We start from the raw sequence: 13,245 nt of genomic DNA on the forward strand, positions 1-13,245 counted from the left end.
CGTGGCGCTGACCTGGCGGGCCGTGCTGCTCGCCGCGCTCGGGATCCCCGTGGTCCTGCTCGTCCCGCTCACCGGGACCGTGATCGTGTGGGCGGTGTTCGTCGCGCTCGCGTGCGCTGTCGACGCGGCGTTGGCCGCCTCCCCGCGGCAGGTCGCCGTCGCACGCGCCGTGCCCGCGTCGGTGCGGCTGGACGAGCCCGCGACCTGCACGGTGACGCTCACGAACGTGGGCCGTCGTCGGCTGCGGGCGCGCGTGCGCGACGCGTGGCCGCCGTCGGCCGGAGTGCTGGCCGCCGCAGGGCTGACGCCCGGTACCGACGCCGCCGCGCGCACGCATCCCGACCGCCACGACGTGACGCTCGCGCCGGGCGAGGCGCGGCGCGTCCGCACCGCGCTGCGGCCGACGCGCCGCGGGGACCTGCACGCGGACCGCGTGACGATCCGAGCGTTCGGGCCGCTGGGCCTCGCCGCACGCCAGGCGTCCGTGACGGTGCCCGCGCGCCTGCGCGTGCTGCCCCCGTTCCGGTCGCGGCGGCACCTGCCCTCGCGGCTGGCCCGGCTGCGCGAGCTCGACGGTCGCGCAGCGGTGCAGGTGCGTGGCGCGGGCACCGAGTTCGACTCGCTGCGGGAGTACGTGATCGGTGACGACGTGCGCTCGATCGACTGGCGCGCGACGGCCCGGCGCGCCGACGTCGTGGTGCGCACGTGGCGGCCCGAGCGGGACCGGCGCGTGATGATCGTGCTCGACACGGGCCGGACGTCAGCCGTACGGGTCCAGGACGAGCCGCGGCTCGACGCCGGGATCGAGGCGGCGCTGCTGCTCGCGGCGCTCGCGCAGCACGCGGGCGACCGCGTCGAGCTGCTCGCGTACGACCGGCGCGTGCGGGCGCGGGTCGCCGGCGCCTCCGGTCCCCGGCTCATGCCCGAGCTCGCCGACCAGCTCGCGGTGGCCCGGCCCGAGCTCGTCGAGACCGACTGGCCGGGAGTCGTGGCGCAGGTGCGCGCCCGGATGTCGCAGCGCGCGCTCGTCGTCCTGGTCACGGCGCTCGAGCCGGCGGTGGTCGAGCACGGGCTGCTCGACGTCGTCCCGGGGCTGGCCGATCGGCACCAGGTCGTCCTCGCCTCGGTGATCGACCCCGAGGTCGCGGCGCTGGCCCGCCGACGCCAGGACGCGACCGAGGTGTTCGACGCGGCCGCTGCCGAGCGCGGCGCGCTCGAGCGCGCCGCCGTGGCCGCTCGCCTGCGGCAGCGCGGGGTCGAGGTGGTCGAAGGGCTGCCCGACGAGCTCGCACCCCGCCTCGCCGACACCTACCTCGCGCTCAAGGCCGCCGGACGCCTCTGACCCGTCGCGGCGGGGTGCTCGCCAGGGCGCGTGCTCACGCAGGGCGGGTGCTCACGCAGGGCGGGCTCAGCCGGGCGGGTGCTCAGCCGGCGGTGGCCAGGGCGTAGCCCGCGCGGTCGTCCTCCAGGTCGCCCGTCGCGCCCGCCCGCACCGCGCGGCCGCCGAGCACGAGGGTGTAGGCCCAGAACGCCGCGAGCGCGAGCGCGCCGATGACGATCTTGACCCACCACACCAGCCCGGACCCGGTGACGAACCCCTCGACGAGCCCCGACAGCGCGAGCACGCCCACGAGCCCGATCGCTGCGGTGAACAGTGCACGCGCCTCCTGGGCGAGCGCGCGGCCGCGCGTGCGCGGACCCGGCGCCAGCCACGCCCAGAAGACCTTGAGCCCGGCCGCACCCGCGACGAACACCGCCGTGAGCTCGAGCAGGCCGTGGGGCGCGATCAGCGTGAGGAACACGTCGAGCGCGTCGTGCGCCGCCATCATGCCGCCGATGTTCCCGATCGCGACCGCGTTGGACCACAGGAAGTACACCGGGCCGATCCCGGTCACGCCCGTCCCGACGCACAGCGCAGCGAGCAACGCGTTGTGCGTCCAGACGGTCGCGGCGAAGCCGATGCCGGGGTCGTAGTACGACGCGAACGCGTTGTCGACGTACTCGCGCTGCTCGGCGGGCGTGCCCATCGCGGCGAGCGCGTCGGGGTTCGTCGCGACCCAGACCCCGGCCACCACCGCCACCGCGAGGAACGCGACCATCACCGCGACCGTCCACCAGCGGAGCCGGTAGAACGCCGCGGGAACGGTCACCACGACGAACCGGACGGCGTCGCGCCACGAGGGCTCGTGGGTCCCGGCGATCGCCGCACGCGCGCGTGCGACGAGCTGCGACAGGCGCGTCACGGTCTCAGGGTCGGGGGCGGCCGACCGGATGGTCGACAGGTCGGTCGCGGCGGCCTGGTAGAGGCGCACGAGCTCGTCGGCCTCGGCACCCGTGCGCCGCCGAGTACGGATCAGCTCGTCGAGGCGCTGCCACGACGCCGAGTGCACCGCCTGGTACGCGTCGAGGTCCATGCGCTCAGCCTGCCATCCCCGCCGACCGGCTAGGGTGCGGTCGCGGCGTCGCCACGCCGCGCGAGCACCGGACGGACGACGAGGAGGACCGTGGACACCATCGTCATCGGTGAGGGCGTCGAGCTCGACGCCCGGCCGGCGTCGGCGATCTCGCGGATGCTGGGCGCGCTGATCGACCTGGCGGTGCTCGTGGCCGTGCTGCTGCTCGTGGCCATCCTGCTCACCAACGTCGCGCGGATCGGCGTGCCCGAGGCCGTCGCCGACGTGGGAGGCACCGTCGCGATCGCGTTCGTGCTGATCGTGCTGCCCACGACCGTGGACACCCTGACGCGCGGCCGCACGCTCGGCAAGCTCGCTGTCGGTATCCGCGTGGTGCGCGACGACGGCGGACCGATCGTGTTCCGCCAGGCGTTCGTGCGCGCGCTCGTCGGCGTGGTCGAGCTGTGGCTCACGTTCGGGTCGGTCGCGCTGATCTGCTCGCTCGTGCACCCCCAGGGCAAGCGCGTGGGCGACATCCTCGCCGGGACGTACGCCGTGCGGGTGCGCGGCGGGGCGGGGGGACGGGCGCCGCTCGTCATGCCGCCGCACCTCGCCGTCTGGGCGCGCACGGCGGACATCGCGCGTCTGCCCGACGGCCTGGCGCTGTCCGTGCGGCAGTTCCTGGGACGGGCGACGCGCCTGCACCCCGGCTCGCGCGTCGAGCTCGGGACGCGCCTGACCCACGAGGTCCAGCGCTACGTCCGGCCGCTGCCGGCCCCCGGCACGCACCCCGAGGCGTTCCTCGCCGCGGTGCTCGCCGAGCGCCGCGACCGTGAGCTCGTCGCCGAGCAGCGCGCGAGCGTGCGCCGCGACCAGGAGGCCGTGCTGCTGCACCGCCTCCCGCACGGAGTCCTCGACCCGCCGTCGTGAGTCGCGCGGCTCGTCCGACGGGCGTGACGCCCTACTCGCGCCGCAGGTCGGGTTCGAGGTAGATCACGGTCGCGCTCGGCTCGGCCGCGCGCACGCGCGCCTCGGCGTCGTCGATCGCCCGGGCGACGTCGGCCGCGGAGACCGCGGCGGGCACCTCGATCTTCGCCGCGACGAGGATCTCCTCCGGGCCCAGGTGCAGCGTGCGCAGGTGGATGACGGACGCGACGCCCTCCCCGACCAGCGCGCCGCGGATCCGGCCCACGGACTCCTTGGTCGCCGACTCCCCGAGGAGCAGCGACCGCGTCTCCATGGCGAGCACGACCGCGATCACGACGAGCAGCACGCCGATGCCCGCGGTGCCGACCGCGTCCCAGCGCCCGTCGTCGGTCGCCAGGGTCAGGCTCACGCCGAACAGCGCGAGCACGAGGCCGATCAGCGCGCCGAAGTCCTCGAGCAGCACCACGGGCAGCTCGGGTGCCTTGGCCGTCCGGATGAACTGCACCCACGACTGCGTGCCGCGCACCTGGTTCGACTCGTGGATCGCGGTGCGGAACGAGAAGGACTCGAGCCCGATCGCGACGACCAGCACCACGACGGGCACCCAGTGCCACGACTCGATCGGGTGCGGGTCGGCCCACTTGTGCCACGCCTCGTACAGCGCGAACAACCCACCGAGCGAGAACAGCACGATCGAGACGATGAACGCGTACAGGTAGCGCTCACGTCCGTACCCGAAGGGGTGCTCCTCGTCAGCCGCGCGGCGGGCGCGCTTGCCGCCGACCAGCAGCAGGACCTGGTTGCCCGAGTCGGCCAGGGAGTGCACCGCCTCCGCGAGCATCGAGCTCGAGTGCGTCAGCAGGTATGCGATGAACTTCGTGACCGCGATGCCCAGGTTGGCCGCGAGTGCCGCGACGATCGCCTTGTTGCCGCCCGAGTGCGCCATGCGCCCGATCCCCTCTCCGTCAGGTCCGCGCACACCCTAGCGGCGCTCAGGCGGGTGTGGCCGCCGACTCCAGGAGCACCGGGATGCCGTCGCGCACGGGGTAGCGCAGCGGACGCTCGGGGTCGGTCGAGACGAGGACCGGGTTGCCCTCGTCGTCGGTCCCGTCGACCAGGGTCGCACCCGTCACCGGGCAGCGCAGCAGCTCGCGCGCCCAGGACTCGAGGCCGCCGGGGACCGCCGTCAGGTCGTCGCTCATGCCGTGGCTCCCGCCTCGTCGGACGCGCTCGCGTACTCCGGCTCGCCCTGGCGGACCAGCGACAGCACGTCGTCGCGCACCTTGATCATGATGTCCTCGTCGGCCGCCTCGACGTTGAGCCGCAGCAGCGGCTCGGTGTTCGACGCACGCAGGTTGAACCACCACTGCGGGTGGGAGTCCCAGTGCGAGACCGTCAGGCCGTCGAGCTCGTCGACCTCGACGGGACCCGCGCCCTGCTGCGTCACGTACGCCTCGACGACGCGTCCGCGCGCGTCGGGGACCGATGAGACGCGCGAGTTGATCTCGCCCGAGGCCACGTACGGCTGGTACGCGTCGGACAGTGCCGACAGCGGGTGCGGCTGACCGCCGAGCGCCGCCAGGACGTGCAGCGCCGCCAGCATGCCCGTGTCGGCGAAGAAGAAGTCCCGGAAGTAGTAGTGCGCGCTGTGCTCGCCGCCGAACACCGCGTCGTGCTCGGCCATCTGGTCCTTGATGAACGAGTGCCCGACGCGCGTGCGGACGGTCCGCGCACCCGCGGCCTGCAGCAGGTCCGGCACGACGCGCGACGAGATGAGGTTGTGGATCACGGTCGGGGTGCGTCCGGCCGCCTGCTCACGCGCGGCCTCGCGGAGCCCGACGAGCGCGGTGATGGCCGACGGGGAGACCGGGTCGCCGTTCTCGTCGACGACGAAGCAGCGATCCGCGTCGCCGTCGAACGCCAGGCCGATGTCGGCCCCGTGCTCGACGACCGCGCGCTGCAGGTCGACGAGGTTCGCGGGCTCGAGCGGGTTGGCCTCGTGGTTCGGGAACGTGCCGTCGAGCTCGAAGTACAGCGGCACCACCTCGAGCGGCAGCGCGGGCAGGCCCGCGCCCGTGCCGAGCACCGCGGGCGCCGTGAAGCCGCCCATGCCGTTGCCCGCGTCGACGACGACCTTCAGGGGGCGGATCGCCGACAGGTCGACGAGCGAGCGCAGGAACTGCGCGTACTCCGTCAGCATGTCGCGCGACGTGACGGTGCCGCGCTCGTCGTCGGCGACCTGCGGCACCTCGCCGCCCAGGTAGTCGCCCGCGAGGTCACGCACCGCGGCGAGGCCCGAGTCCTGCCCCACCGGGCGGGCGCCCGCGCGGCACAGCTTGATGCCGTTGTACTGCGCGGGGTTGTGGCTCGCGGTGAACATGGCGCCCGGGATGGCGAGCTTGCCCGAGGCGAAGTAGAGCCCGTCGGTGGACGCCAGCCCGATCGTCACGACGTCGACGCCGCGCGCGGTCAGACCGTCGGCGAAGCCCGCGACGAGCTCGGGGCCGGACGGGCGCATGTCGTTGCCGATCACCACGGTCGGGCGGCTGCCCGCGGGCGTCTCGGGGATCACCACGACGTCGGCGAACGCGGCACCGATCGCTCGCGTGACGCGCGCGTCGAGCTCCTCGGGGACGAGCCCTCGCACGTCGTAGGCCTTGATGAACGCGGACAGGTCGACTCGCTCGGCACTCACTGCGGCATCGTATCCGCACCGCGCGCACCTGCCGTCGTCGGGCGGCGCGCGCTCCGTGGGCCGTCGCGGCAGAGCCGGGCCGCGCCGCGCTCGTCAGCCGGTGCCGGTGACCTCGCCGCGGGTGAGCGGGGTGCCGTCACCGTCGAGCGCGAACCAGTTCGTGATCTCGCACGCCGGGCACGAGACGAACGTCGCCGCCCGCCCGTCGGGCAGCGACATGCGAATGCGCGTCAGCCGGACCTCGCCGCAGCCCTGGCACGCCTCGGTGCCCGGCGGCAACGGCCCCTGCGGCTGGCTGATCGACCCCAACGACTCCTGCTGAGCAGCGGCCCGTGCCCGGGCCGCATCCCCCCTGCGACGTGCCACGGCCTAGACGGCCCCGTCAGGCGAGGTCACGTCGGGGCCCGTGCCGCGCAGCACCCGGAGGTGGCCGCGACGGGGGGCGTCCGCGAGTGCGGCGGGCTCCGGGACCACGGCGGTCGCGGACGTGACCGCGACCGGCTCCGGGGTGCGCCCGGCCTCACGGACCGCGTCGGCCAGTGCGAGCAGGTCGTCGCGGCTCGGGGCGAGCGGCTCGAACTCGGGCAGCAGCCGGACGACCTCCCAGCCGCGCGGCGCGGTGAGCCGCTCGGCGTGCGGGACGCACAGGTCGTAGGAGTGCGGCTCGGCGTGCTGGGCCAGCGGGCCGAGCACCGCGGTCGAGTCCGCGTACACGTAGGTCAGCGTCGCGACGGCTGGACGGCCGCACGCGGTGCGCGAGCACTGCCGGACGGATCTCACGGGGCGAACCTACCCCGAGTCGGCGACACCGGCTGCCGTCCACGCCGTGCACGGTCCCACGCGCCGCCCCAGCGGATATCGTGCACCGGGTGAGCGCAGGCCTCCCCGACCGCCGTGGGTTCGACCCGGCCCCGCACGAGGGCCACGGGTCCGTACGACCCGTCCGCCGCCGTGACCGGCGCGGCCGGGGGCCTCGCGGACCGCTCATGCCGACCACGATGCCCGCGTTCCGCACGCGTGCGCAGCGGTTCGACGACCTCGTGCTCGACGCGGTCGAGCACCTCGAGCGGCGGTGGGCCCGCCAGCTCGAGGGGACCGAGTTCGCGGTCGAGGACGTCCCGCCGTCCAACCCCGCGCCGTGGGAGCGCGGCGGCGTCCCGCTGGGCCGGTACTTCCCGGCCGACGCGGGTCTGCCCGCCCGGATCGTCGTCTACCGGCGGCCCGTCGAGGCGCGCGCGCACGACACGCTCGACCTCGCGGACCTCGTGCGCGACGTCGTCGTCGAGCAGGTCGCCCACATGCTCGGCCGCTCCCCCGAGGACATCGACCCGACGTACCGCGACGACGGACGCTGACGCCCGACCACGCGACTGCGCTCAGCGCGTCCCGAGCCGCGGGTCGGCGCGCACGGTCGTCGCGGTCGTCCCGGCCTCGCCGGGCACCGGGACCAGCACCGAGAGCAGCGTGCCGTCACCGCGCTCGACCTGCGCCACGAGCCCCGCCGCGAACCACGCGGCGCCGTCGTCCGGCACCACCTGCACGCCGGTCACGCGCGTGTCGGACCCCGCGAGGTCCGCGAGCGTGAGCGCGACCGTGCGACCGACGGGGACCTCGACGCGTTCGGCGACGACGACCTGCCCGTCCGAGCCGAGCACCCGCACCTCGGCCGCGAGCACGGCCTTGCGGTCGAGGGCACCCGTGCTCGCGACGGCGCCGAGGACGAGCGTGCCCCGGGCGCGGTCCGGCAGCGCGACGACCGACTCGTGCGACCGGCCACCCTGGGTCGGGGCGACCGACGCGACCCACGCCCGCTCCCGCGTCGGGCTGCCCGGGTCCTGCGCGGTGGGCTCGCCCGGGCGGGCGAGCATCGCGCTCGCGACGACCGCGTGGTCCGCATCGACGACGAGGGTGTACGCGCCCTGCGGCAGCCCGCCGAGCGGGACGTCGGTCACGACACCCGGCTCGAGCGCGAGCGACTCCGCTCCGGGCAGGTCCTCCACGCCGTCGGGGCCGAGCAGCCGCACGCGCGCGGTCGTGGCCGCGCGTCCCGTCACGAGCAGCCGCAGCACGCCCGCGTCGGTGTCGTCCACGTCCGTCGCGAGCAGCGCGACACCGGGGATCACCTGGCGGCGAGCCGGTGCCGCCCCGGCCACGACGAGGTCCGTGCCCGTGGGCGTGAATCCGTCAAGCGTCGAGTCCTGGACGAACGCGCTCACGCGACCGCCCGTCGCGGACACGTGCACGGCGATCCGGCGTTCCTCGGGCGCGAGCCCGCCCAGCACGACGACGCGCTCGGCGCCGGGAGCTACGAGGTACTGCTCGGTGTCGAGGTCGACCTCGCCCGTGGCCCCGAAGACGTCGAGGTGCACCACGGCCGGCGTCGAGCCGGCGTTCTGCAGCACGAGCAGCGCGGTGGCACCGAGCTCGGTGGAGCCGCCGACGAGCCACGCATCGGTCGTCGGCGCCTGGCACGACGCCGCGGCCAGGCCCCGCAGGTCGCCCGCGGTGACGAGCGCGGAGCTCGCCGCACCGACCACGGCGGGCTCGTCGGTGGGCTCGGCCTCGACGACGGCCGCTCCACCGGCCTCGCGCACGAGGCTCGTGTCCACGCCCTCGGTCAGCCGCGCGACGGTCACGGCGCCCGCGAGGTCGAGGACCGCGCCACCACCGCTCGAGGTCGCGACGGCGACGAGCGAGGTCAGCGGGTCGACCGGCACGGGGTCGAAGTCGGCGTCCGACTCACGCTGCTCGGGCAGCACCAGCGGGCCGGGGCACACGAGCCGCGTCGGCGACGGTGGGACGTCGACCACGGCGCCGGCGGACAGCACGTCGTCCGTCGCGGGCGACGGGAGCTGCAGGCCGAGGCCCACGACGCCGACGACGAGCGCGCCGACCGCCACGCCCGAGACCAGCCGGACCACGCTCGTCGTGCGGCTCATCGCCCTGCCCTCCGTCGACGTACCGGCATCGCCAGGAGCACCGTCAGCCCGAGCACGACCGCCTGCACGACGAGCCACGTCGTGCGCTCCGGTGCGTCGTGACGGACGATCAGGTGACCGCCGGACGACCCGAGCTCGAACGTCTGGCGCCAGCCGTTCGACACGGCCCGCAGCGGCTTGCCGCCCAGCGTGGCCGTCCAGTGCGCGTCCGCCCGCTCCGCGAGGACGAGCAGCCGCCGGTCCTCGCCGCCGGTCGCGTCCGGGATCCGGGTGTCCACCGAGCGCCCGAGTGCCTCGACCGCGACCGCCGCCGACGCCGGGTCGGTGACGTCGCCGCCCGACGCGACCAGCCGCGCCCACGCGGGGTCGACCGGCACGGGCTCGCCGCCGCCAGTCGGCGCGGCGGGCTGGACGCGCCACAGGATGCCGGACGCGTTCTGCGTGACGCGCTCCAGGCCCGCCGTCGCGTCGAGCTCGCCGACGAGCGCGTCGCGCGCACGGTCGGCCGCAGCCTCGTCGTCGTCGGACAGGTGGGTGGGCAGCACCGGGACGAGCACGTCGCCCACCGCGAGCGCGGCGAGCGGACCCGCGACGTCACCGCTCGCACCCGTCGCGAGGCGGGCGACCAGCGTGTCGATCTCCTGGGTGGCCGCGTCGGGCTCCGCGACGCGCGGCTCGTCTCCGGTCCCCGTCAGCTCGAGCGTCGCGACGGTCGCCGCGAGGTCGACGAGCTGCGGTCCGTCCGCGCGCAGCAGCTGCCAGGTCACGGCGTCGTCGCCGGGGTCGCTCGCCAGCGCGAGGATGCGCGACGCGTTCGACGAGCCCTGCGCCTGGCGCCCGACCGCGGGCACCACGGTGCGCTCGAGCGCCCGTGCCGTCAGCGCGGTGCCGTCGCGCGCCTGCACGCTCCAGCCCCCGAGCCACGCGACGGGCACGACGACGGCGGCGAGCGTCACCACGCCCACGACGAGCTGCCGCCAGCCGAACGAGTGGCGCGCGAGACGCGTGAGCACCCCGTCCGCGCCGAGCAGCGCCGCCACGAGCAGCCCGAGCATCGCGAGCGACAGCGCGGGCCCGGTCCAGCCGTACGCGGCGACGCCGTCGTCGAGCCCGACCGGGACGCGCGCGACCACGGTCGCGGTCGCGAGGCCGAGCGCGGCCACCGCCCAGCCGAGCCGGACCGCTCGGGCCACGCTCCCCCGCAGCAGCGCGAGCGCGGCGACCACGAGCACGACTGCGCCGAGCGCGAGTGGCCACGCGCGGACGAGGCCGTCGGGCACGGACTCCGGCACGAGCGCCGCCGCGGCGGACGGCAGCCCGAGCAGGCGCGCGAGCGGCCCCTCCGGCACGGTGGCGACCGCGAGGCCCGGGTCGGCCACGAGCAGGCGCAGCCCGGCCGTCCCGCGGGACGCCGCCTCGACGAGCAGCGGCCCGGCGACGACCAGTGCGGGGACGAGCATCAGGAGGAGCCGACGTCGGTTGCGCCGCGCGCACGCGGCCGCGCCGAGCACCGCGAGCATGCAGGGCACGAGCAACGACGGTGCGCCCGCGACGACGCCCGCGAGCGCGAGCGCGCCTGCGGCGGCGGCCGTGAGCGACCCGGTCGGGCGTGCGGCGCCGACCCAGTCGGAGGCAGCCGGCCCGGTCTCCTCCGCGGTGGACCCCTCGTCCGTCGACCCGCCGTTCGTCGACCCGCTGTTCGTCGACCCGCTGTTCGTCGACCCGTCGGCGGAGGGCCTGTCGTCGGTCGACCCGTCGTCGTCGCGCCCGTCGTGGGCCGGCCGGTCGTCGGTCGTCGCGTCGTGGCCCGTGTCGGACGGCGCGGAGGCGTGGGTGGGTGGTGCGTCGCCGACCGCCGCGCGCTCGTCGTGCTCCGCGCGGGCCTCGCGGCGGGCGGTGGCGACGCCGGACAGGACGAGGTCGACGCGCTGGACGCCGACGGCCCGCGCGAGGCCCAACGCGACCCAGGGCAGCAGCACGTGCGCGAGCACGGGGCCGATCCGGCCGTCGCCAACCCCGAGCAGCAGCGCGGGGGCACCCGCCCAGACAACCGCGGCCCACGCACGCAGCGTCACCGACCGCGTCGCGGCGCCCGCGGCCACCCAGGCGCCGAGCCCCGCGAGCAGCACCGAGCCGAGCACGACGAGCGCGACGCCGAGGTCGGGCCGGCCGCCCGCGAGCGTCGCGGGCACGACGAGCACGCCGAGCAGCGCGTCCGCAGGACCCGGCGCACCGACCCCACCCGAGACCCAGCTGGACGTGGCCGCCGCCCACAGGTCGCCGACCGTCTCGGCGAGCGGCAGCAGCGCGCCGCCGACGAGCCGCGCACCGCGTCCCACCGCAGCCACGAGCGGACCGAACGCGACCGTCGAGATCGCGACGAGCGCGACCGTCACCGCAGCCAGGGTTGCGCGCCGTCGCGTGGCCAGCGCCGCGAGCTCGCGCAGCTCGAGCTCGGACGGCGCGACGACGACGCGCCGCTCCTCACGTCGGGCCAGGCGCCGGTCACGTCCCTGGCGCCACACCTCGCGCCAGGTGGCCTGCAGCGGCCGCAGCGCACGTCGGGGCAGGCGGCGGGTGGCACGCGCGCGACGCCGAGCCGCGACCACCGCGCCCGGCCGGGCGAGCGCCGCGAGCGGGCCACGCAGCTCGTCGACCGCGAGCCCCGGCTGCTTGGCCGCGACCTGGACGAGCGAACGGACGACGGCGCTCACGAGCGCCAGCACGACCACGACGGGCAGGAGCACCCACGGCCCGGTGACGAGCCGCAGGTGCGTCAGCGCGCGGCGGCGCGCGGCGAACGAGCGGCGCGGGTCGGCGCTGTCGTCCTCGCCGTCGCCGTCGTCGTCCACGCCCGACGGGGAGACCGAGCGCAGCCCGAGGTACCCCGCCTGCGCGTGCCGCACGACCGCGGCGGGGACCACGACCACGCGGTGGCCCGCGAGGCGCGCACGGCGCGACAGGTCGAGCCCGTCGCCGTAGGGGCCGAGCACGGGGTCCGGGCCGCCGAGCTCGTCCCACACGTCGCGACGGACGAGCGCACCCGCGAGACCGACGCCGAGCACGTCCTCACGCGCGTCGTGCTGGCCCTGGTCCAGCTCGCCCGGCTCGACGTCCGTCATCCGGCGTCCCGACCGCGCGGTGCGGATGCCGACCTCGATGAGGCGCACCGGCTCGGTCCAGGTGTGCTGCTTGACGCCCGCGACGACCACGGACGGCGCGCGCGCGACCGCGCGCGAGAGCTCGGCGAGCGCGGTCGGCTCGGGTGCGCTGTCGTCGTGCAGGAGCCACAGCCAGGCGGTGGTGGGGCCGTCGTCGGACGCGAGCGCGGCCCGCACGGCCTGGCCGAAGGTGCGCGCTCCCGGGGCCTCGACGACGCGCAGGTCGGGCGTCCCGCCCCCCACGACCGCGAACGCGCGCTCGACGACAAGCGGCAGCGGGTCGGCCGTGGCGTGGCGCTCGGCGACGTCGACGACGATGACGCGTGCCGGTCGGCGCGCCTGGCCGGCGAGCGCCGCGAGCGTCGTCGCGAGGTACGGGGTGGTCCCGCGGGTCACGAGGACGGCGGTCACCGACGTCGTCGTCGGGATCGCCGCGGTCGTCGGGTGGTCCACGGGCGGGAGGGTCGCATTCATGCTCGAGCCATGATGCACGCCCGGCCGCGCCGCGCGGGGAGCGACTCGCCACGCCGCCCCGACCGGACGTGAGGGTCGGGCGACGGAGCCGTCACGTCGTCGTGACGGCTCCGCGGACGATCGACCCTGGGACGACGAACGCTCAGACGACGCGACGCTTGAGCTTGCGACGCTCGCGCTCGGACAGACCGCCCCAGATGCCGAACCGCTCGTCGTTCGCGAGCGCGTACTCGAGGCACTCGCTGCGGACGTCGCAGCCCGTGCAGACCTTCTTGGCCTCGCGCGTCGAGCCGCCCTTCTCGGGGAAGAACGCCTCGGGGTCGGTCTGGGCGCACAGCGCGCGCTCCTGCCACCCCATGGGCCCGTCGTCGTCCGGGGTGCCGAACAGCGACAGGACGTTCGAAGGAGTCTGGGAGACGGGCGCCGCCTGGCGGTGCGCGTCAGAGGGGAACTCGGAGGTGGCCCCGTCACCGTCGAGCAGGTTCCACATGCGTGCCTCCGGCAGATGCTGGTTCTCGGTCAAGGCTCGACCTGAGCGACTGCCCCGTTCGGTACCGTCATGGGACGGTCGGGGCGGCCGCGCCGTGGTGCTCGCGCTCGGATGTCTTCGGACAATCTGAATTACACGCGTGTCGTTCGCGCCCGTCAACCGGAGC

The 13,245-nt window shown here is 76.0% G+C and carries 12 protein-coding genes; 3 read left to right on the forward strand and 9 right to left on the reverse strand.

Features of this window, described 5'->3' with window-relative positions; all coding sequences use genetic code 11:
• Position 1 precedes the first annotated feature (1 nt).
• Positions 2-1,342, forward strand: coding sequence for a DUF58 domain-containing protein (locus CGE01nite_RS03725; RefSeq protein ID WP_141369063.1), 1,341 nt, complete (start codon positions 2-4; stop codon positions 1,340-1,342).
• 82 nt (positions 1,343-1,424) lie between these two features.
• Here the strand turns inward: CGE01nite_RS03725 and CGE01nite_RS03730 are convergent, their stop codons facing one another.
• Positions 1,425-2,414, reverse strand: coding sequence for a stage II sporulation protein M (locus CGE01nite_RS03730; RefSeq protein WP_048342395.1), 990 nt, complete (start codon positions 2,412-2,414; stop codon positions 1,425-1,427).
• A gap of 90 nt (positions 2,415-2,504) precedes the next feature.
• On the opposite strand from CGE01nite_RS03730, the gene CGE01nite_RS03735 reads away from it, so the two are divergent.
• A complete protein-coding gene (locus CGE01nite_RS03735) occupies positions 2,505-3,323 on the forward strand; it encodes an RDD family protein (RefSeq protein ID WP_141369065.1) in 819 nt (272 codons plus the stop codon).
• A gap of 31 nt (positions 3,324-3,354) precedes the next feature.
• Here CGE01nite_RS03735 and CGE01nite_RS03740 read toward each other — a convergent pair whose 3' ends face one another.
• The 5 genes from CGE01nite_RS03740 to CGE01nite_RS03760 form a co-directional block, all read right to left on the reverse strand.
• A complete protein-coding gene (locus tag CGE01nite_RS03740; protein ID WP_048342397.1) occupies positions 3,355-4,266 on the reverse strand; it encodes a cation diffusion facilitator family transporter in 912 nt (303 codons plus the stop codon).
• Between the two features lie 46 nt (positions 4,267-4,312).
• Entirely contained in the window at positions 4,313-4,522 is a 210-nt protein-coding gene (locus CGE01nite_RS03745; RefSeq protein ID WP_048342398.1) for a Trm112 family protein, read from the reverse strand.
• Positions 4,519-6,015, reverse strand: a complete 1,497-nt coding sequence (locus tag CGE01nite_RS03750) for a phosphomannomutase/phosphoglucomutase (protein WP_048342399.1) — start codon at positions 6,013-6,015, stop codon at positions 4,519-4,521. The genes CGE01nite_RS03745 and CGE01nite_RS03750 overlap by 4 nt, the downstream gene beginning before the upstream one ends.
• Positions 6,016-6,108: 93 nt before the next feature.
• The gene (locus CGE01nite_RS03755) at positions 6,109-6,324 is read right to left on the reverse strand and encodes a hypothetical protein (protein ID WP_229747394.1); all 216 of its coding nucleotides are present in this window, start codon (positions 6,322-6,324) and stop codon (positions 6,109-6,111) included.
• Positions 6,325-6,384: 60 nt separating this feature from the next.
• Complete coding sequence (locus CGE01nite_RS03760; protein WP_048342401.1) at positions 6,385-6,795, reverse strand: DUF3499 domain-containing protein; 411 nt, start codon at positions 6,793-6,795, stop codon at positions 6,385-6,387.
• 206 nt (positions 6,796-7,001) lie between these two features.
• Here CGE01nite_RS03760 and CGE01nite_RS03765 point away from each other — a divergent pair, with 206 nt between their 5' ends.
• Complete coding sequence (locus CGE01nite_RS03765; protein WP_048342402.1) at positions 7,002-7,370, forward strand: metallopeptidase family protein; 369 nt, start codon at positions 7,002-7,004, stop codon at positions 7,368-7,370.
• Between the two features lie 21 nt (positions 7,371-7,391).
• On the opposite strand, the gene CGE01nite_RS03770 is transcribed toward CGE01nite_RS03765, so the two are convergent.
• The 3 genes from CGE01nite_RS03770 to CGE01nite_RS17445 all read right to left on the reverse strand — a co-directional run bounded on the left by CGE01nite_RS03770 (position 7,392) and on the right by CGE01nite_RS17445 (position 13,079).
• On the reverse strand, positions 7,392-8,954 hold the full coding sequence (locus CGE01nite_RS03770) for a DUF5719 family protein (RefSeq protein ID WP_141369067.1): 1,563 nt from the start codon (positions 8,952-8,954) through the stop codon (positions 7,392-7,394).
• Complete coding sequence (locus CGE01nite_RS03775; RefSeq protein ID WP_141369069.1) at positions 8,951-12,589, reverse strand: glycosyltransferase; 3,639 nt, start codon at positions 12,587-12,589, stop codon at positions 8,951-8,953. The genes CGE01nite_RS03770 and CGE01nite_RS03775 overlap by 4 nt, the downstream gene beginning before the upstream one ends.
• 142 nt (positions 12,590-12,731) lie before the next feature.
• A complete protein-coding gene (locus tag CGE01nite_RS17445; RefSeq protein ID WP_048341721.1) occupies positions 12,732-13,079 on the reverse strand; it encodes a WhiB family transcriptional regulator in 348 nt (115 codons plus the stop codon).
• Between the last annotated feature and the right edge of the window lie 166 nt (positions 13,080-13,245).

The sequence above is a fragment of the Cellulomonas gelida genome, from assembly GCF_006538725.1.
In the GTDB taxonomy this organism is placed as follows: Bacteria; Actinomycetota; Actinomycetes; order Actinomycetales; family Cellulomonadaceae; genus Cellulomonas; species Cellulomonas gelida.